The organism is Pseudomonas sp. LBUM1646 (genome assembly GCF_059716165.1).
Map to the genome: position 1 here is coordinate 4,273,982 of NZ_CP166810.1, position 19,619 is coordinate 4,293,600.

The 19,619-nt window shown below is 59.5% G+C and carries 20 protein-coding genes and 1 tRNA gene; 8 read left to right on the top strand and 13 right to left on the bottom strand.

Translation table 11 applies throughout. The annotated features are described in order from the left end of the window. Positions 1–45 precede the first annotated feature (45 nt). Positions 46–963: a LysR family transcriptional regulator gene (locus tag ACA071_RS19520; protein ID WP_497640673.1), complete on the top strand. Its 918-nt coding sequence runs from the start codon at positions 46–48 to the stop codon at positions 961–963. A 38-nt stretch (positions 964–1,001) separates the two neighbouring features. Here the strand turns inward: ACA071_RS19520 and ACA071_RS19525 are convergent, their stop codons facing one another. Further along, positions 1,002–1,973 (bottom strand): saccharopine dehydrogenase family protein, encoded by a 972-nt coding sequence (locus ACA071_RS19525; RefSeq protein WP_497640674.1) that lies wholly within the window; start codon positions 1,971–1,973, stop codon positions 1,002–1,004. A gap of 204 nt (positions 1,974–2,177) precedes the next feature. Here ACA071_RS19525 and ACA071_RS19530 point away from each other — a divergent pair, with 204 nt between their 5' ends. Continuing rightward, on the top strand, positions 2,178–3,041 hold the full coding sequence (locus ACA071_RS19530; RefSeq protein ID WP_497640675.1) for an AraC family transcriptional regulator: 864 nt from the start codon (positions 2,178–2,180) through the stop codon (positions 3,039–3,041). A gap of 93 nt (positions 3,042–3,134) precedes the next feature. On the opposite strand, the gene ACA071_RS19535 is transcribed toward ACA071_RS19530, so the two are convergent. From ACA071_RS19535 to ACA071_RS19560, 6 genes are all read right to left on the bottom strand, one after another. Next, on the bottom strand, positions 3,135–3,470 hold the full coding sequence (locus ACA071_RS19535; protein ID WP_497640676.1) for a hypothetical protein: 336 nt from the start codon (positions 3,468–3,470) through the stop codon (positions 3,135–3,137). 190 nt (positions 3,471–3,660) lie between these two features. Next, positions 3,661–3,735, bottom strand: a tRNA-Gln gene (locus tag ACA071_RS19540). 88 nt (positions 3,736–3,823) lie between these two features. Then, on the bottom strand, positions 3,824–4,936 hold the full coding sequence (locus ACA071_RS19545) for an agmatine deiminase family protein (RefSeq protein ID WP_497640677.1): 1,113 nt from the start codon (positions 4,934–4,936) through the stop codon (positions 3,824–3,826). A gap of 14 nt (positions 4,937–4,950) precedes the next feature. After that, positions 4,951–6,048, bottom strand: coding sequence for an extracellular solute-binding protein (locus ACA071_RS19550; RefSeq protein WP_497640678.1), 1,098 nt, complete (start codon positions 6,046–6,048; stop codon positions 4,951–4,953). Between the two features lie 2 nt (positions 6,049–6,050). Beyond that, positions 6,051–6,959 (bottom strand): N-carbamoylputrescine amidase, encoded by a 909-nt coding sequence (gene aguB / locus ACA071_RS19555; protein WP_497640679.1) that lies wholly within the window; start codon positions 6,957–6,959, stop codon positions 6,051–6,053. Between the two features lie 4 nt (positions 6,960–6,963). Then, positions 6,964–8,016 carry an agmatine deiminase family protein gene (locus ACA071_RS19560; protein ID WP_497640680.1) on the bottom strand — a complete coding sequence of 351 codons (1,053 nt, stop codon included), beginning with the start codon at positions 8,014–8,016 and terminating at the stop codon, positions 6,964–6,966. A 134-nt stretch (positions 8,017–8,150) separates the two neighbouring features. On the opposite strand from ACA071_RS19560, the gene ACA071_RS19565 reads away from it, so the two are divergent. Both ACA071_RS19565 and ACA071_RS19570 read left to right on the top strand, forming a co-directional pair. Continuing rightward, positions 8,151–9,005 carry a LysR family transcriptional regulator gene (locus ACA071_RS19565; RefSeq protein ID WP_497640681.1) on the top strand — a complete coding sequence of 285 codons (855 nt, stop codon included), beginning with the start codon at positions 8,151–8,153 and terminating at the stop codon, positions 9,003–9,005. A gap of 146 nt (positions 9,006–9,151) precedes the next feature. Beyond that, on the top strand, positions 9,152–9,424 hold the full coding sequence (locus ACA071_RS19570) for a DUF2790 domain-containing protein (RefSeq protein WP_497640682.1): 273 nt from the start codon (positions 9,152–9,154) through the stop codon (positions 9,422–9,424). A 47-nt stretch (positions 9,425–9,471) separates the two neighbouring features. On the opposite strand, the gene ACA071_RS19575 is transcribed toward ACA071_RS19570, so the two are convergent. The 5 genes from ACA071_RS19575 to ACA071_RS19595 form a co-directional block, all read right to left on the bottom strand. Beyond that, on the bottom strand, positions 9,472–10,404 hold the full coding sequence (locus tag ACA071_RS19575) for a LysR family transcriptional regulator (protein ID WP_497640683.1): 933 nt from the start codon (positions 10,402–10,404) through the stop codon (positions 9,472–9,474). A 137-nt stretch (positions 10,405–10,541) separates the two neighbouring features. Then, positions 10,542–11,495 (bottom strand): aldo/keto reductase, encoded by a 954-nt coding sequence (locus tag ACA071_RS19580; RefSeq protein WP_497640684.1) that lies wholly within the window; start codon positions 11,493–11,495, stop codon positions 10,542–10,544. Between the two features lie 30 nt (positions 11,496–11,525). Next, positions 11,526–12,992, bottom strand: a complete 1,467-nt coding sequence (locus ACA071_RS19585) for an efflux transporter outer membrane subunit (protein ID WP_497640685.1) — start codon at positions 12,990–12,992, stop codon at positions 11,526–11,528. 20 nt (positions 12,993–13,012) lie between these two features. Continuing rightward, positions 13,013–14,467: a DHA2 family efflux MFS transporter permease subunit gene (locus ACA071_RS19590; protein ID WP_497640686.1), complete on the bottom strand. Its 1,455-nt coding sequence runs from the start codon at positions 14,465–14,467 to the stop codon at positions 13,013–13,015. Positions 14,468–14,473: 6 nt separating this feature from the next. Further along, entirely contained in the window at positions 14,474–15,604 is a 1,131-nt protein-coding gene (locus tag ACA071_RS19595; protein WP_497640687.1) for an HlyD family secretion protein, read from the bottom strand. Positions 15,605–15,830: 226 nt separating this feature from the next. Between ACA071_RS19595 and ACA071_RS19600 the strand changes: the two genes are divergently transcribed. Genes ACA071_RS19600 through ACA071_RS19610 form a run of 3 tightly spaced genes read left to right on the top strand, consistent with a single transcriptional unit; the run spans position 15,831 to position 17,496 of the window. Beyond that, positions 15,831–16,454, top strand: coding sequence for a TetR/AcrR family transcriptional regulator (locus ACA071_RS19600; protein ID WP_497640688.1), 624 nt, complete (start codon positions 15,831–15,833; stop codon positions 16,452–16,454). 12 nt (positions 16,455–16,466) lie between these two features. Next, positions 16,467–16,985 (top strand): G/U mismatch-specific DNA glycosylase, encoded by a 519-nt coding sequence (gene mug / locus ACA071_RS19605; protein WP_497640689.1) that lies wholly within the window; start codon positions 16,467–16,469, stop codon positions 16,983–16,985. A 40-nt stretch (positions 16,986–17,025) separates the two neighbouring features. Then, positions 17,026–17,496: a hypothetical protein gene (locus tag ACA071_RS19610; protein ID WP_497640690.1), complete on the top strand. Its 471-nt coding sequence runs from the start codon at positions 17,026–17,028 to the stop codon at positions 17,494–17,496. On the opposite strand, the gene ACA071_RS19615 is transcribed toward ACA071_RS19610, so the two are convergent. Continuing rightward, the gene (locus ACA071_RS19615) at positions 17,497–18,432 is read right to left on the bottom strand and encodes a Ppx/GppA phosphatase family protein (RefSeq protein ID WP_497640691.1); all 936 of its coding nucleotides are present in this window, start codon (positions 18,430–18,432) and stop codon (positions 17,497–17,499) included. 213 nt (positions 18,433–18,645) lie between these two features. Here ACA071_RS19615 and ppk2 point away from each other — a divergent pair, with 213 nt between their 5' ends. Beyond that, positions 18,646–19,539, top strand: a complete 894-nt coding sequence (gene ppk2, locus ACA071_RS19620; RefSeq protein ID WP_497645350.1) for a polyphosphate kinase 2 — start codon at positions 18,646–18,648, stop codon at positions 19,537–19,539. The last annotated feature ends 80 nt before the right edge of the window (positions 19,540–19,619 follow it).

Genomic DNA, 19,619 nt, shown 5'->3' on the forward strand with positions numbered 1-19,619 from the left:
TAGGCCATCTTCTGAAAAACAGATACCTCGTCATCTGGAGTGCCCATGTCACTGACCCTGCGCCAAGTCCGCTATTTCGTCGCCACCGCCGAGATCGGGCAAATCTCCCAGGCAGCGATTCATCTGAATATTTCCCAGTCGGCGGTGACCACGGCGATCAAGGAACTGGAGGGCATGCTCGGTACGCTGTTGTTCCAACGCTCGGCCCAGGGCATGAGCCTGACCGATGCCGGGCGGCATTTTCTGAATCGGGCGTATGTGATTTTGCGCAGCGTCGATGACGCGATGAACAGCCCGTTGCCCGACATTCGCGCCAGTGGCCTGCTGCGTCTGGCGGCGAGTTACACGGTGATCGGCTACTTCCTGCCGCACCATTTGCAACGGCTGGAACATTGGCACCCGGACGTGGCCATCGAAGTCCACGAACAGGAACGGACGGCCATCGAAGAAGGCCTGCTGGAAGGTCGATTCGACATGGCCGTGGTGCTGACCGCGAACCTCACGCACCCGGACATCGTCTCGGAAATTCTCTTCAATTCCGAACGCCGGCTGTGGCTGCCCAGCCATCATCCGCTGTGCGAACGTTCGGCGGTCAGCCTCGCCGACGTGGCGAAAGAACCCTACATCCTGCTGACCGTCGACGAAGCCGAACAAAGCGCCATGCGTTACTGGGAGCATGCACGCCAGCAGCCCAACGTGCGGGTGCGCACCAGTTCAGTTGAAGCGGTGCGCAGCATGGTAGCCAATGGCAGCGGTGTGGCGATCCTCTCGGACCTGGTGCACCGTCCTTGGTCGCTGGAAGGCAAACGCATCGAGACCCTCACCGTCACCGATAAAGTGACGCCCATGAGCGTTGGTCTGGCGTGGCATCGCGAGCGCGAGTTCAGCCCGGCGATGCAGGCGTTTCGTAATTACTTCCACGATGCGTTTTTAGCGCCGCAACAACTGTCTGCGCGACGCTGAAAGCGGCACGCACGATCCTCCAGCATCCGAATAACGCCTTATAAATCGGTGATGGTCGTCCCGGCAATTGTTTCGGCAAACCCCACCCCAAACACTCGTCCAGGCGTTTCAAAACCGGCTCGCCGTTCACCGCCCAATACCCGACGCGCTGCTTCCACGGCAGCCAAAGGCGTGTAGCTATAGCCGTTGACGGTCTCGATCACTGAGCGGGTAACCGTGCCGTCCGCCCCGGTGACTTCAGCCACGGCGCGGGCGCGATGGGCTTCTCGTTGCTGAAAACTGGGGCCGTCGGGCAGTTGAGACAGATCGCCTTCGGGGAAAGCATCGCCGGTGATGTGCACGAACATGGCGATATTGGGAATGCCGGTGGAGTGCCAGCCAGTGACCAGGTCACCGAACGACAGTGGCGCACACAATGCCGGCCCCTCACCAAAATCGAAGGGTTGCGGCTGCGCCTGCGGCGTTGCGACCAGTTGGCCGTCAACCCGCGCCAAGAGGCCCGCACCGATGATCTCGCCGACACTCATGGCCGATCCCCGTGACATCGAACCGGCGACTTGCAGGGCCACCCTCAGCGACTGCGGATTCTGCACCCGGCGCGCGACATGCAGCGCCAGGCAGTCTGTCGGCACCACATCCCAACCGACCCCGGGCAGCAGCATGACACCCGCCTCGATAGCCTGGGCGCCCAGCCGTTCCGCCAGCCGATAGACATTGATCTCGGCCGTGATGTCCAGATAATCGACGCCCGCCGTGATACAGGCATTCATCAAGGGGCCCGCCGTTTGCGCGAACGGCCCGGCGAAGTTGAGCAGCACGCCAATGTCGGCGAGGTCTGCCGGGGCATCAGCGCTGAACACTCGGTAAGGAACATCCAGTTGCGCCGCGAGAGCCACCAGTTTTTCGGCATTGCGCCCGGCGATGACAAGGTCCAGTCCCAGCGCCCTGGCCTGCTCGGCCGCCATGCGCCCGGTATAGCCCGTCGCCCCGTAGATCATCAACTTAGTCATGTGCCCGCCGCTCGTTCAAGTCAGTCACCACGGTATCCCTCGCCGTCGCAGCGAGCGCCGCCGTTTCTACTCGAATCCTGCCTGTTTGTGCTTTTGTCGTGGCGGCAGTTATCAGCTGTGATCAGTGGCCGGTTCCTCCCCCATACTTGCCTATTCTTCTCAGGCGTCTTGCTTTGCTCTTGGACCTGCGCCAGGGTCGGTCACATGAATGAAGCAATGAATGAGCTGCGTAGCATCGTGATGCGCGCGGAAAACAAGTGGACGGAAACCGGGTTAACGCGTGTGGCAATGGTCCGGGCCGAAGCGTGTGCGAATCAGGTTTATCAGCCGATGCTTCACCTGGTGCTGCAAGGTTCAAAGACGTTGTCGATCGGAGATCAGGTGTCGGAGTACTTGCCGATCAGCTATTTCCTCGTGCCCGTGGACGTACCCGCCACTGGCGAGATTCACCCCGGCGGACCCGGTGAGCCCTACCTTGCAACCAGCCTGACTCTGGACCCCAATGTGATTGCCTCATTGCTGGTAAATGAGGTGAAAACGGCCGAGCAGCCCACCAGCCGTTGCTTTGCTGCGGTGACGGCACCGGCTGAAATGATCGACGCGTGGTTGCGCATGATGCGGCTGATGGATCGGCCAAACGAAGCCGCGGTGTTGGCGCCGATGATCGAACGAGAGATTTTGTTTCGAGTCTTGCAAGGGCCGTTCGGGGAGATGCTGCGTGAAATCGCGCGACCGGATGGCCGACTGGCGCAGATCCGGCGCGCCACCCTATGGATCCGCGAGCACTTCACCGAGCCCTTTCGTGCGGAGCCACTCGCGGCGATGGCCGATATGAGCGTTTCGGCGTTCTATCGTCACTTCAAATCCATCACCGGCATGGCGCCCATTCAGTACCAGAAGCGACTGCGCCTGCTCAGGGCGCGCTGGTTGCTGTTGTTCGATCCTCGCGATGCCGCTTCCATCGCATTCACCGTGGGCTATGAAAGCGCCTCACAGTTCAGCCGTGAATATGCGCGCCTGTTCGGGATGCCACCGGGGCGAGATGCGGCGAGGTTCAGACCGCAATAAGCAAAAAAAAACCCCGCGACCTAATGAGGCGCGGGGCAAAAAATTGGTTGGTTGCGGCCAACCAAAGGAGCATCGTTGAAAATCGCTGATGTGTTACAGGCACTCCTGCGCGGCACGCTCGAAAGTGGAAGGCATGAAGCTCGACGCCAACAATTGGCGCTCATACACAAACACTTTGCCGCCGTTCGGGGCCTTGTAGGCTTCCAGCACGTTGTCCGCCGTGACTTTGCTCGGCACCACGATCCGGTAGCTGCGCTGGGTTTGCGAGACCGTCGGGGCCAGTGCGCTGCCCTGTAGCTTCGGCACGATGCAATCAGCGTACTGGGCAGGCGTCTTTTTGGTCTGCAGGGTCAACGTCGGGTCGTTAGGCGCCGAGGCACAACCGGCCAGCAGCAACGGAACAACCGCCAGTTGGATCAATGTCTTCATCGCACATGTTCCTGGAGCAGCGTCTTCGATGGAGGCGATTCTCGACGTTTACCCGGCGAAGCAGAACTTGCGTTTGTTAATTGTCACTATTGATCGAACCGATGGTCACGCGACGGCCCCAAAAAAGGGGACAAAAAAAGGGGACAGATCTATTTTCCAGAAAATAGATCTGTCCCCTTTTTAGGGAATATGGCAGGGGCGGCTGGATTTGAACCAACGCATGGCAGGATCAAAACCTGCTGCCTTACCGCTTGGCGACGCCCCTGCAAGAACGCGCGGAAATTTATCAACTTTCGCGGCGTATGGGAAGTCCCCCAGGGCATATAAATTTGTTTTAAAACAGCCAGTTGCCATTAAACCGATGGTTGGTGGCTGGTGACACAGTGAATACCGCCTCCCCCGGCGCTGATCGCGTCGATATTAAGCTGCACCACTTCACGGTCCGGGTAGAGTCCGGACAACAACTTAAAAGCCTTGGTGTCCGCCGCCCTATCACCAAACTCGGGTGCAATAACCGCCCCATTGATCACGAAGTAGTTGATGTAGCCGGCCGCAAAGTCCGGGTTATCGCGGTTGAATTTGCTCTTGCGCGGCTTGAGCGGTGGCGACACGGTATGCACCTGTAACTTGCGCCCATCGGCATCCGTGGCGTTTTTAAGAATCTGCAGATGAGCGCGGGTGACCTTGTAATCGAATGACGCAGGGTCGTTGTCGAGAGTGGCGATCACCACGCCTGGCGTGACGAAACGTGCGTAGAAATCCACGTGAGCATCGGTGATGTCCTTGCCCTTGATGCCCGGCAGCCAGATGATTTTGCGCAGGCCCAGACGGGCTTTCAGTTCCTCTTCGACTTCGGCCTTGCTCCAGTCGGGGTTGCGGTTGCGGTTGATCCAGCTGCTTTCGGTCATGATCCCGGTGCCGTGACCATCCACTTCGATAGCGCCGCCCTCGCCCACCAATTCGCTGCGCAGATACTCGGCCTGCGCGTTACTCGCCACCCGAGCGGCCAACTGCGCATCCTTGCCGTGCTGCTGTTTGTTGCCCCAGCCGTTGAAGTTGAAATCCACGGCACCCGATCTGCCCTTTCCATCGATGACAAAGTTGGCGCCGATATCGCGCATCCAGATATCGTCGAGTTCGCTGATGACGAAGGTGACATTGCTGGTACCGCACTGTTTCTCGGCCAACTCACGCTCATGCTGACGGCAGAACACCGTCACCGGTTCAAAGCGGGCGATGGTGCGCGCGATCAAGCCCAGGGCGGCTTGCACATCAGGGGTGAAGTCAGCCCAGATCGCCTCCTGCGCGCCAAACGCGATGAAGGCCCGCAGGTGTTTTTCACCCTCGTCCGGCATGTGCCAGCTATGAGCGGCAGCCGCATGCGCGCGTGTCAGCCCCAAGGAAGCGGCGATGCCCACACCGGCAACAACCGATACCTGTTTGATGAAATCCCGACGCGTTGACATGGATGGCTCCCTGATCATTTTGCTGTGGCTGTCTTGAATTTGGTCCACGTCCGCATCCGCGCCCGCATATCCGACTGGGGAATGTCCTTGCCCGGAATCAGCCGTGCATAGGTCGTCTCGTCGAGGTAAATATCCGGGTTGTTGCGCATCGTCGCGTCAACGTCTGGACGAGCCTTGGCATTGGAAGTGGGATAGCCGGTGAAGTTACTGATGGCGGCCATGTTCTGCGGGCGCATGACGAAGTTGATGAACGCGTAGGCGTAATCCGGATGTTGGGCGTCGACCGGAATCGCCATGGTGTCCATCCACACCGTGGTGCCTTCCCGGGGAACGCGGTACTGGAACGAGGTCTTCTTGCCGGCGCTGTCCGAGGTGCGTTGCGCCTGGGTCATGTCGCCGCTGTAGCCGAGGGACAGGCACAGGTTGCCGTTGACCAGGTCGGTCACCGGTTGCGACTGGAACTTGCGAATGTACGGCCGCAGTTTCATTAACAGCTCACTCGCCGCCGCCAGGTCTTCAGGCTTGGCACTGCGCGGCTCGCGGCCGAGGTAGTTGAGCACCACCGCCAGCACTTCGTCCGGCGAGTCGATCATCGAGATACCGCAATCGGCGAATTTGGCGGCCAGTTCCGGCTTGAACAACATGTCCAGGCTGTTGACCGGCGCATCCGGCGCGCGCTGTTTGAACTGCTCGGCGTTGTAGGTCAGGCCGATGGTGCCCCAGGTGTAGGGCACGGTGGCTTTTCTCGAGAATTCGTAATGGGAGCGCAGCTTCTGCAAACCGGGCTCGATATCGCCGACCGCACTGAGTTTTGATTGATCCAGCGGCAGCAGACTGTGGGCGCGCATCAAGCGTTCGGCCACGGTGTCGCCGGGGAAAATCAGGTCGTAACCACTGCCGCCGGCGAGCATTTTCGCTTCCAGTGTTTCGCTGCCATCCATGACGTCGTAGATCACCTTGATCCCGGTTTCGGCGGTGAATTTACTCAACGTGTCTTCGGCAAAATAATCGGCCCAGTTGTACAGCCGCAGGGTTTTCTCTTCGGCGTGCAGCGACGGCGCGGCGCACGCCAGTGTCAGGGCAGCGAGCAACAGTTGGTTGGCAATACGCATGTTCAAACCCCTTGAGTAGCCCAGCGTGAATGGAGGTGACGACCGTCCTGACTCAGCAGCGCGCCGTACATGTCCGGGCGACGGTCGCGATAGATGCCCCAGCTCAGGCGTTCTTCGCGCATGGCGGACAAGTCCAGGCTGTGGACCAGCACACCGCTGCTGTCACGATCGGTCTCGGCGAGCAATTTGCCTTTGTGATTGCAGATAAATGAGGAGCCGTAGAAGCTCATCTGCAAGGCCGGATCGGTGGTCGCCACTTCTCGGCCGACACGATTGGCCGCCACCACCGGCAGGATGTTCGCCGCCGCATGACCGCGCATGGTCATCTGCCAGTGGTCACGGGAATCCAGGGTTGCGCAGCCCGGTTCAGAGCCGATGGCGGTGGGAAACAGCAACACTTCGGCGCCCATCAACGCCAGGCAGCGCGCGGTTTCGGGGAACCACTGGTCCCAGCAAATCCCCACCCCGAGGCGCCCGAACGCCGTGTCCCAGACCCGAAAGCCGGTATCGCCGGGGCTGAAGTATTCCTTTTCCTGATAACCGATGGCGTTGGGGATGTGGGTCTTGCGATACACACCCAGCAGACGCCCATCGGCATCGGCCACGCTCAAGGAATTAAAGTAGGCATTGCCGGCCTTTTCGAACCAGCTCAGCGGCAGCACCACACCCAACTCCTTGGCCAATGCGGCGAAGCGCTTGAGTACGTGGCTGTCGCGATATTCTTCGGCGAGCGCCAGGTGTTTGTGGTTTTGCTCGATGCAGAAATACGGCGTGGCAAACAGCTCCTGCAACAGGATGACCTGCGCACCCTTCGCAGCCGCCTCACGCACTAACTGTTCAGCCTGATCGAGGTTATGTGGCAAGTCCCAGGTGCACGGCATCTGGGTGGTGGCAATCGTCAACAAGGTCATGGCTTCAACCCTCCACTGGCCAGACGGGCTGTTGCTGGGTGATGCAATGCACCCCGCCACCGCCATGGGCCAGGTGATTGATTCGCACCGGCACCACTTCGCGCTCCGGGAATGCCTGAGCCAGTACTTTGGCCGCCGCGTGGTCGGCGTCGATGCCATAGGCCGGCATGATGATCGCGCCGTTGGCGATGTAGAAGTTGGTGTAGGAGGCGCAGAACACTTCGGCTTCGGTGTCCACGGCGTCGGTGGCCTCAAACAACTCGATCAGCTCGAACTTGCGGCCTTGGGCATCGGTGGCCAGTTCCAGCGCACGACGGTTTTCGCGGGCCACTTCGGCGTACACCGACTGTTTGTCGTGGGTGGCGTCGACTAGCAACACACCAGGGCGGGCGAAGGCGCAGACGCCATCGACATGGCCGTCGGTCATGTCGCCGGTCACGTAGTCCGGATCGCCCGGCAGCCAGATGGTTTTCTTCACGCCCAGCAGACGGCTGAAGATTTCTTCCATCTCAGCCTTGCTCGTGTCCGGGTTGCGATTGGCGTTGAGCAACACCGATTCAGTGGTGATCAACGTACCTTCACCGTCGACATGAATCGCCCCGCCTTCATTACTCAGTGGCGTACCAAAGCACGGTACGCCGAGGTGATTGAGTGCGCGGCGCGCCAGGCTTTCATCGAGGTCGTGGGCCGACTTGCCGCCCCACGCGTTAAAGCGCCAGCTCACACCGGCCAGGCCTTGTTGCGGATGGCAGACGAAGCTCGGGCCGGAGTCGCGAAACCAGCTGTCGTTCACCGCCAACGGGATCAATTCGATGTTGCGGCCGCACAGTGCTTTGGCACTGGCGACCGCCGACGGATCAACGACCATTTTCACCGGTTCGAAACGGGCGATCGCGTTGGCCACCCCGGCGAAATCCTCTTGCACCTGCGCCAAGGTGACACGCCAACCGGACTCCCAAAGCGCCTGATTGTGTGGCCACACCATCCAGGTCGCGGCGTGCTTGACCCACTCTGCGGGCATCATCCAACCACTGTTTTTATTGTCGTCCCGCTGCATGACCAGTACCTTTTAGTTAAGACATTGTGTTCAATGAAAACTGTCTTGAAAGACTTGCCATGCATGCTACGGCTGTAAAAACAGGCAAACAAACGATGGATTTAGTGGAAAACTGATTAGAGGAACTTATCAATATGCTCAAGCACTGGCCCCCGCTCAGCACCCTTCGCGGCTTTGAAGCCGCCGCTCGACTGGGCAGTTTTCACAAGGCTGCCGCCGAGCTGAACCTGACCCAATCGGCGATCAGCCAGCAGATCCGCAGCCTTGAGGCTTACCTCGATCAGCCGTTGTTTTTCCGCAGTGGCCGCAGCGTCAGCCTGACCGATGCCGGGCACGATTTGCTCAGCACCACCCAGGCGCTGCTGCAACAACTGGCCGTCGGCATTCGCCGCCTCGGGCAATACCAGAAGCCCAATCAACTGGTGCTCAACACCACGCCAGCGTTCGCCCGTCACTGGCTGCTTCCACGGCTGGGGGATTTTCGCCGCCAGCATCCGGAGGTTGATCTGTGGATTTACAGCACCGATGAAATCCCGGACATGACCACCCAGACCATCGACGTTGCGGTGCGCGATGACATCAGCTCCCAGGCCGAGTGCAGCTTCAAAGTGCTGCACGCCGACCGCCTCTACCCGGCATGCCATCCGAGCGTGTTGGCGCTGCCTACCGAACAGCGCACCACCTTGCACGGCGAGCGGGAAATGGATTGGAGTCATTGGGCGGTCGAGGCTGGCGTTGATGTCGGACAGCGCGATCAGGGGCTGAATTTCTCCGATCCCGGCCTGCTGCTGGACGCCGCGTGCGCGGGGCTCGGTATCGCCCTGGTCAGCGAGTTGTTGAGTCGTCAGGCTCGGGCCAACGGCTTGTTGCAACCCTTGGTAGAGCAAAACATCCGCGGGCCGAACTGGGCGCTGCTGACTCACCGCGACAGTGAAAACAATGCGCAAAGCTTTAGCGAGTGGTTGCTGAGTCAGCTGGAGCGGACCTAACGGCTTTATTCATGCGAAATCCGGCAACAGTGTTTGTCCAGTTGCCGGCTATTTGAGGGAAAGCTAAACCCCTAGCATCGTCTCTACCCGCTGAGCAAACAGCTCAGAAGGTCAAACAACTAACCTTGAACGAGACGGTGAACATCATGAAACTTTCAGGCATTGCGCTGTTTTTTGCTCTTTTCGGTGTCGGCGCGCACGCATTTGCAGACGAGGCTGATTCAACTAAGGCGACCAGCCAACCACCGGTTGTAAGTTATGCCTACGGCATGAAACCCGACATCCAGAAAGTCATTTCGATTAGCGATACTGGCGATCAGTGTGGCCCGGTCCCGGCGCAAATGACCTATGAAGACTCCCAGGGTCAACGCCACGTCATGCAGTATCAAGTGATGGGTAGCGGCTGTTCAAACGGTTGAGTACCGTGCAGACGATGGAGGGTCGACACTCCATACCTGCGGTCACGCTACTTCGCTGAACTTACTATTTTTTCATCGGTAGCCAACAAGCCTGGAATGTACGTTTTAAGAAATTCCACCCAGGTCTTTATTTTTGCGTCCACGAACTTTCGTGACGGGTAGATGGCAAACATATTCAATTCTTCAAGATGGTATTCGGGCAGTACACGCACCAACGTGCCCGCTTTCAAGCCGTCAACCGCCGAAGCGATCGGCTGGATACCAATGCCCATCCCGCTCAGCAGGGCGACGGTCATGGCGTCAGCGGTGTTTACATGAAACGGCGACAACGGCACCGTCACCGTCTCTGCGCCGTCCGGCCCCTCGAATGCCCAGTGTTCCGCGGGCATGACCGTGTTAACAATCTTCAAACAATCATGTGCAGACAGAGCGCCCGGCGAATCGGGAATGCCGCGTTTCTTCAGGTACGCGGGCGAAGCGCAAAGGATGCTGTAGGTGATGCCGAGCCGCTGGGCGACAAACCCCGAATCGGGCAGATCCCGCGCCAGCACAATCGACATGTCATAGCCCTCCTCCAGCAAGTCAGGCAGCCGATTGGTCAGGGTCAAATCAAACATGACCGAGGGCTGCGTCTCCCGATATTGGGCAATGGCATCGATCACGTAATGATTGCCGATGGCGGCCATCGCGTGAATCTTCAGCCTGCCAACGGGCATGACCTGTGCTGTCCCCGCCTCCTCATCCGCCTCACGCACCTCGTCGAGGATTTTCTCGCAGCGCTGTAAATAGCGCGTTCCGGCTTCGGTCAATGCCAGGCGTCGGGTGGTGCGGTTGATCAGGCGGGTTTGCAGCCGGGCCTCCAGGCTGGAGACGGCTTTGGAAACGTTGGTAGTGGTGGTGTCCAGTAACTCGGCGGCGGCGGTGAAGCTCCCGCTTTGAGCGACAGCGATAAAAAAACGCATGGTCTGGAAAACATCCATCAATGGCACCTCAGATACGACGGATAAAAGGGGGTCACTGTGGGAGCGAGCTTGCTCGCGATAGCGGACTTTCATTCAACACATGTGTCGTCTGCCAGTACGCCATCGCGAGCAAGCTCGCTCCCACAGGTTCTGCGCTACTTCTTGCGCGGAATAAATCCTGGAACACCGGTTTCCACCACCGAGTTGAATCGTACTCGGGTGGTGATCTCTTCCTTGATTTCCCGCATCGCTCTTTGCGGCAAGGTAGCAATATCAATGTTCTCCTGGATATGGCTAGGTGTTGCAGACGTCGTCAGGAATGCCACGCCCCGCTGTACCGACCAGGCCAACGCCACTTGCGCCGGGGTCTTTTGCAGACGCTGGGCGATCCCGGTAATCACCGAGTCTTCCAGAACTTTCGGTTCCATGCCATGCCCCAGCGGCGCAAAGGCCAGGACGATGATTCCATGCTGCTGACAAAACTCCAGTAGTTCCCACTCTGGCAAATAAGGATGGGACTCAACCTGCACGACGGCGGGTTTTATCCGGGCTACCGCCACGATCTCTTTTAACGCCTGCAACGTGATATCAGACAAGCCGATGGATTTGCATCGGCCTTCATCCACCAAGTGTTCAAGTGCCCGCCAAGTCTCGATTAACGTCACGCCCGAATCGTAGATAACATGCCCCAACGCGTCTCTCGGATCCTGGTTATCGCCAGGCTGAAAGGCAAACGGCGTATGAATCAGATAGCAATCGATATAGTCCACTTGAAGCCGCCGGCAACTGGCTTCGAAAGCAGGCTCGACGCGCTCGGGACGATGGTTGGTGTTCCACAATTTCGTGGTGATGAACACGTCCTCGCGCCGGATCTTACCGGCCGCCAACACTTCCTTTAACGCAACGCCAACCAAGTCCTCGTTGCGATAACGTTCCGCACAATCGAAGTGGCGAAACCCGGCGTCCAGCGCATCCTTGACGGCTTGCGTCGTGACGCTGAGATCTCGAAATAACGTACCGAATCCAACGGCTGGCATCTGGCCCGAACCGTGATTCAGAGGGAATCGGGTATCGCGAAGTTCATCGTGAAAAGCTTCATAAAATGACATGTCTTTACTCCACTAACTGGGCCGCAGCCGCTATTGATACGAACGTTTCTGTACTTCGCGAGACGCCACTTTCTGCTCAAACACACCCACGGAATTACCGCCGAGCGCCATATACAGCCGCACGGTGTCGAGGTACTGCGCCGTCTTCACTCTGATTTGCCCCAGCAAGGCCTGTTCGTAGGCGCGCTCCGCCTCCAGCACTTGCAGGATGCTGTTCTCGCCTTGGGCGTAGGCTTGCTGGTTCAAGCGAAAACTCGTGTCGGCCGCACGTAGAGCATCTTCCTGCGCGAGGTTTTGCTCGGCGTCGTGGTTGATGGCCTGCAGCGTGTCGGCGACCTGACCGAACGACTTGATGACCGTCTGTTGATAGCCCGCGAGAGAAGCCTGGTAGCCGTCGACAGCGGCCTGACGTTCAGCCTTGAGCGTGCCGCCATTGAAGATCGGCGCCGTCAGCCCGGCGGCGAAGCCCCACAGTGCGGCGCCGCCATTGCCGGATGCCGCTTGTGCCAGCGAGGCGGAAAGCTCGATATGCGGATAGAGATTGGCAGTCGCGACGCCGACGGCAGCGCTGGCCATGTGCAGCTCAGCTTCGGCCTGCCGGACATCCGGGCGGTCGTGGGCCATCTCCGAGGGCAAACTCACCGGCACGTTGGACGGCAAGGCAAACTCGGCCAGTTCAAACTCAGGTGCGATCCAGTCACCGGGGCCTTTGCCGGTCAGGATTGACAGCGCGTGACGCGCCGAATCACGCTGCTGCGCGAGGGGCGGCAACAGCGTGCGGTCCTGGGCGAGGCGTGTCTCGGCCAGCGACACGTCGATCTGCGTGGTGGCGCCACTGGCGTGTGCCCTGCGCACGAGTTCGAGGTTCTTCGCGTCATTGGCCAGCAGCGTTTCGACGGCTTGCATCTGCGCGTTGGCAGACGCGAGCAACAACGCCTGACTGGCGACATCGCCGGTCAGAGTCAGGTACGCCGCTTCGTAGAGATGCTTCTGCAGATCGGTAAACGCTTGCTGCTGTTCAACCAGGCGCTTGTTACCGCCAAAAGCGTCAAGGTCAAAGCCGACCCGCGGCCCGATCGCGTAGAAATTGGAAACCGAGGCCTCGGGCGCGTTGTGGGTCCGTTGGCGACCAGCCTGAGCACCGAAATCGACTTGCGGATACAGGGCACCCTCCGCCGCCGCGACCGAGGAAGCTGCCTGTCGGATGGTGGCGTCTGCCGCCACCAGTTCAAGATTGCCGTCGATGGCGCGACGTACGAGTGCATCGAGCTTCGGCGAACGGAAGGCCGACCACCAATCACCGTCGACCTTTTTGCCCAGGACAATCTGCTGGGCAAGACGCTGCTCGGCCTGTTGGTCATAGTGCTGCGACTCGCTCGCCGCAGGGGTTTGAAAGTCCGGGCCGACGGTACAAGCGGACAGGAATACCAGGAACGACATCGCACCGACCATCCTTGGAAGCTGATGTCTGTTGATGACAAGCGTTTGAGATTTCATTTGGCAGACTCCACGACAAATTAGAGGGTCGGAACGGGTTTGCGAAGAAACAAAACCAGCGGGCTCACCACCAGCATGGCCACCATCAAAATCTTGAACTGGTCGATAACGGCGATAAAAGCCGCCTGGCCGGTGATCATTTCGTTGAGCCCGCCCAGTGCTTGCAGGGATATCGCCTGCGCACCGGCCCGATAAGGCGTCACGTTGCTGACCAGCGCCATGTGCATCGCCTGGGTGTTGTTGAAGAAGAACGTCTGCACCACCGCCACACCAATCGTGCTGCCGTAGACCCGGGCCAGATTGAAAAAACCGGTGCCTTCCGGACGGAGCTTGGGGTCGAGTGTGTTGAACGCCACCTTGCTGATCGCCGGCATCAGTACACCGAGGCCGACACCCTGAATGGCGCCGGCAATCGCCACCGGCGGCCAGTCCATCAACGGCGAATAGCCGAGCATCAGCCAGTTGCCATACACCACCAGCGCGATGCCCGCCGCCACGAAAAATCGTTGGTCGAGACGAGCGGGAACACGGCCCATCAGCAGGAATGCTCCGACCAGTCCCACCCCTCGCGGTATCGTCATGCAGCCCGTCAAGACCGGTGGATAGCCGAGAATCTCGTCGAGCATCGGCGACGTCAGTGCCATGGTCGACAGCAGCACGAAACCGAGGGCGAAAAAGATGATCGTCGAGAACACGAAGTTGCGATCCCGGAACAACCCCTTGTTGAGGAAATGCACCTTCGCGGTCAGCACGTGCACCACGAACAGGTACAACCCGAGGGCAGCGGCCAGCGCTTCCAGCCAGATCTCGGGCGAAGCAAACCAGTCCAGGCGTTCACCGCGGTCGAGGAACATTTGCAGGCCGATCATGCCCAGCGTGAAGGTGCCGACGCCGAAGAAGTCAAACGCTGGACGCTGCTCGGCTTTCTTCTCGGCCAGCAGCAGCGTGACCACCAGGTAGATAAACGCCGAGATCGGAACGCTGACGTAGAACATCGAGCGCCAGCCGTAATGTTCACTGAGCCAACCGCCGATACTCGGGCCACTGGCAATGCCCAACAGCACAATGGCGGTGAACACCGAGCCAAATTTCGCCCGCCGCGCCGCTGGCAATGTTTCCATGGCGATCGCCATCGACAGCGGCGCCAGCATGCCGCTCGCGATGCCTTGAACAATCCGCGCGCCGACGAATTCCAGCGGGGTCGTTGCAACCGTGGCGAGCAGCAAGCCGAGGACGAAGGTCGCCAGCGCGGCTTGGTACACAAACTTCAAGCCAAAACGCCCGGCGAGCCACTGCGCAACCGGCAGGGTGATGGCGCTGGCGGCGAGGTACGCGGTGAATATCCAGCCCGCTTGGTCGTCGGTCATCGACAGGCTGCCCTGGATAAACCGCAATGCCGAGTTCGGCAGCGGCAGGTTCGCCGACTGCATGTAGGTCGCGAGCAGCGCCGCGAACCTTAATGTTCCCGTATTCATCAGAAGTTACCCCGCGGTCAGCAGCGATTTGAACGGGCGCCACCAGGGCGTGCGAAACCCGGTATCAACCTTGACCGTGGCGCTGGTGCCCGAGAACAACGGCAGCGCCGGATCCGCCTCATCGAGTTCCAGTCGCACCGGTACCCGCTGGACCACCTTGACCCAGTTGCCAGTCGCGTTTTCCGGCGGCAGCAAGGCGAAGTCCGCACCGGCGCCGGGGCTCATGCTGGTCACGTGGGCTTTGAATACGTGATCCGGATAGGTGTCGATGCGGATCGTCGCTTCCTGGCCTGGGCGCATGTGCGTCACCTCCGTTTCGCGGAAGTTGGCCTCGACCCAGACCTGGCGATCGGACAGCAGCGCAAAGGCTGGCGCGCCGTTGTTCACGTAGTTGCCGACCTGCAAATCGTCGACCTTGGCGACGATGCCGTCGTCCGGCGCATACACCGTCGCGTAGGAAAGGTAGAGCTGCGCCTCGTCGAGCTGAGCCTTGGCTTCACGCACCGACGGATGATTATCGGCCGCGATGTTGGGATCACCGTTCAAGGCAACGACGGTGCTGGCGAGCTGCTGTTCGACCGACGCGATGCGTTGCCGGGACACTTTCAAGTCGGTGTCGGCACGTTCGTAAATGGCGCGGGAGACGAACTCGGTCGCGACCAGCGCCTTTTTGCGCGCAAATTCCTTTTGGTCGAAATCCGCTGACTCTTTGGCCGATTGCAGTTCAGCCTGTTGCTGGCGGTAACTGGCCTTGAGTCCATCGATGCGCAACCGTGCGACGCTGAGCTGTGCTTGCGCCCGATCAACCGCGATCTGCAGCGGTTTCGGGTCAATCCGAAACAGCACCTGGCCCTTGTGAACCGGCTGATTATCCTCAACCGCGATTTCCACGACTTGCCCGGAAATCCGCGCGTTGATCGAGGCTTTGGCCACTCGGGCATAAGCGTTATCGGTCGAAACAAAGGGCTCGCCCGCTACGTAGTGGGCATAGCCGACTGCGGCGAAGAGCACGGGAAAACCCACCATCAGCAGAGGCCGCAATTTCTCCTTGAGCGGTTTCTTGATGGGCGAGTCGGCCTGGATCGGTCCTGGATGCTCGATGGCCTGTGTCGCTGAGATGTCGAACTGTTTAGTCATGATCGAATGCACCTATAACCGGGAAATTGGGGACTACATCCACAAAAAACAGCCATACCGTGCGCGGTTGGGAGGATCGCTCCGCCGCACCTGTTTCGTCGCCGCAATACCCCGTTCGAGTTCGGCCACAACAAACCTTCAAGCCAAGGAATTTTTGGTTCCTTTATTTTGTGCGATGATGTAAGAATATCGGCGAACCCATCTTCCATCAAGAGTTTTGTACGACATGGCACAAAAAAAGATTACAGAGGGGAAAGGTCGCGGCCGCCCTCGCGCATATGACCCGCAGACGGCGCTGCAACAGGCGCTTGGGGTTTTCTGGAACACCGGCTATTCCGGCGCGTCCCTGGACAGCATCGCCACGGCGGCTGGCATGAATCGCCCAAGCCTTTACGCGGCGTTCGGCGACAAACACGCGCTCTATATCAAGGCGCTTGAGCAGTACTGGGAATTTGCGGCGGCGGCCATGCACGAGGCGCTGACCGACAGCACCCTCACTTTGCGCGAGGCGCTGATGCGCTTTTACGAGGGACAGTTGTCGATCTACTTCTCGGGCGAGGGCCAACCGCGTGGCTGTTTTGCGATCGGCACGGCGACCACCGAAGCCGTCGAGGATCCGGAGATACGCGACGTGCTTTCCGATCGACTCAGCCGACTCGATGCCGATCTCGAAACGCGTCTGCAAGCGGCCGTCAAAGCCGGCGAGTTGAAGGACGACGCCGACCCGGCAGCCCTGGCCGTACTCGCGTCATCTTTGCTGCACAGCATTTCGATCCGCGCGCGAGCGGGCAAATCCCGCGCCGAGTTGACGGAACTTGCCCGTAATGCGGTCAGCGTCATCTGCAGATAAGGGGCTTTTAAGGTGGGACTCGAAGACATTCTGGCCGAGCAGCTTGAGGTGATTTTTTGCGGGATCAATCCGGGCATGACGGCGGCGGCCCAGGGTCATCACTTTGCCGGCCGGGGCAATCGCTTCTGGCGCACCTTGCATCTTGCCGGTTTTACCCCGGAGGAAGTGCGCCCGGAAAACGATCGGACGATCTTGCAATATCACTGTGGATTAACCGCCGTGGTCGACCGCCCAACCGCGCGGGCGGATCAACTGTCCGTGGCGGAATTCACCGCCGCCGCCAAGGACTTCGAACAGAAGATCACGCGCTATGCCCCACGCTTTGTGGCGTTTCTCGGCAAAGCGGCGTATTGCGCGTTAACCGGTCAACGGGACATTGCATGGGGATTGCAGCCGAAGACATTTGGCGGCGCGGCGGTTTGGATTCTGCCGAATCCGAGTGGACGAAATCTGGCGTTCACTTTGGATCAATTGGTGGATGCGTATCACCCGCTCTATTTAGCCGCGATAAATCAATCAAGACTCCGGTAGCATTACCCCAAAGGATCAATCCCCCTTCAAGGAAGCTTCAATGCTGCTCACCCAACGCTCGACCCACACCCCGTTTCTGCTGTGCCTGGCGATCTTCTTCACCTTCTGGCTGGTACAGCTCAACGCGTTCAACATCATCGTCTGGAGCTACAACTTCTGCCATTTCCTGTACGGCTTCTGCGCCGCGCTGTCGTTGGGCTACGTGACGATTCCGTCGAGGTTTTTCAAGCAGTCCCTGCGAGAGAATTTTCACGCGCTGAAAGCAGGCTTCCCGTGGAGTCCCTGGGGTGGCTTGATCATCGTGTTGTTCCTCTCAGCGTATAACGAGATGTACGTTGATCCGCGAGAAAACGGCATCCCGTTCAGCGCCGCCTACCAGAACTTTGTCGCCGATATGCTTGGCCTCGCGCTGTGCGTGATCCTCAGTCACTTCACCTTCCGCGACCGCCTGGGCAACACCCGAACGGACTACGCAGCACGCTCCAACATGGGTTCGATTCGCTCGGCGTGATCAACGCTGACTCATCAACCCATGCATCACCCCAAACCGTAACCCCGGCTCGGACGGTGTCATGTGCGAGATGCCAAACACCTTGAACGCCGCCAGCATGACCACCAGGCCGCCGGGCAAGATGCTCAGACGATGGGGTTGCAGCCCGGCCAGCTTGAGTTGTTTGACATGCCCGACTTCGAGCAGACGCAATGACAGGCGCAGCAACCCGCCGTAGGTGATGCCGCTCTGGTCATCGTCGTTCAAGCCGTTGGCCTTGAGCACTTTGGCCAGCATCCGTGCGGTGCCGGACGAGCCGATGGTCTGCTGCCACCCCAGGGCTCGATAACGCCGGGCGACTTTTTCAAACTGCAGCGAGGCCACGCGCTCGGCCTCCAGCAGCGCCTGAGCGGTGATGCGGCCGCCATGAAAGTAGCGCGAGCCGAAGGTGCCGCTGCCGATGGCGATACTTTCTGTCACCAGCGCCTGAGTGCCCCGTCCCAGAATCAATTCGGTGGAGCCGCCGCCGATGTCCACCACCAGACGCTGACTCTCTGCACCCGGTAACGTATGCGCCACACCGGCGTACACCAGTTGCGCCTCTTCCTGCCCGGAGATCACGTCAATCCGAAACCCCAGATGCCGCTCGGCGCTGGCCAGAAACAGCTGCGCGTTGTCGGCTTCACGCACCGCGCTGGTGGCCACGGCCCGCACCCGACACGACTCAAACCCCCGCAGTTTTTTGCCAAATCGCGCCAGCGCCTGCCAGCCGCGGTCCAGCGCTAACTCATCGAGTGCCCCACCCTGGAATCCCTCGGCCAGACGCACCGGCTCACGCAGGGTTTTCACTTCCTGGATCGCCCATTGCTGGTTCCGTCTGACCGACTGGCCGATCATCATGCGAAACGCATTCGACCCCAGGTCAATGGCCGCAAACAGAGAGGCGTCACCTTTCATGGTAGGGATTCCTGGCAGATTCATCGGCCCGCAGACGGGGCCATAAAGACGGTTTGTGAAGAGCTTGCCATGACTTAGGTGACACGAAGATGACAGCGACCAAGCCATGTCCTACAGCCTTTTCGTCACTACTTCGTCATATCTCCCGGAATACCATCGTCAGGCCACCTTCCACGGGAGCCTCCGACCATGCTTGCCAACAACGACACCTTGATGCAGCGGATCCATCGCGAGCTGCTCGATCACAACGACGAAGAGCTGGAACTCGAATTACTGGAGGATGGACACAACCTCGATGCGCTGTTCGACGGTCACGTCGACGACGGCAGCGAGAAGGAAGAGAGACGGCGCTATTTCAGCGAACTGTTCCGCCTGCAAGGCGAGTTGGTGAAGCTGCAAAGCTGGGTGGTCAAGACCGGGGCCAAAGTGGTGATTCTGTTCGAGGGACGCGATGCCGCCGGCAAGGGTGGCGTGATCAAGCGCATCACCCAGCGGCTCAATCCCCGGGTCTGCCGTGTCGCCGCCCTGCCCGCCCCGAATGACCGCGAACAGACCCAATGGTACTTCCAGCGCTACGTCTCGCACCTGCCGGCGGCGGGCGAAATCGTGCTGTTCGACCGCAGTTGGTACAACCGCGCCGGGGTCGAAAAAGTCATGGGTTTTTGCAATGACGATCAGTACGAAGAATTTTTCCGCACGGTGCCGGAGTTCGAGCGAATGCTCGCCCGCTCAGGCATTCAGCTGATCAAATACTGGTTCTCGATTTCTGACCAGGAACAGAACCTGCGCTTTCTCAGCCGCATTCATGACCCGCTCAAGCAATGGAAACTCAGCCCCATGGACCTGGAGTCCCGCCGGCGCTGGGAAGCCTATACCAAGGCCAAGGAAATCATGCTCGAACGCACCCACATCGCCGAAGCGCCGTGGTGGGTGGTGCAAGCCGACGACAAGAAAAAGGCTCGCCTGAACTGCATCAACCACCTGCTCGGGCAAATGCCCTATGAAGAGGTCGAACAGCCAACGATCGAGCTGCCGAAACGGGTGCGGCAGGAAGATTACTCCCGCAACCCGACGCCACCGGAACTCATCGTGCCGCAAGTCTATTAAGCGTCATCATTCTGTAACCTGACGACGTCAATACTCAGGCCATACAACGCGTGCTTTTTTATTGCTGCCTTAACCGGCAG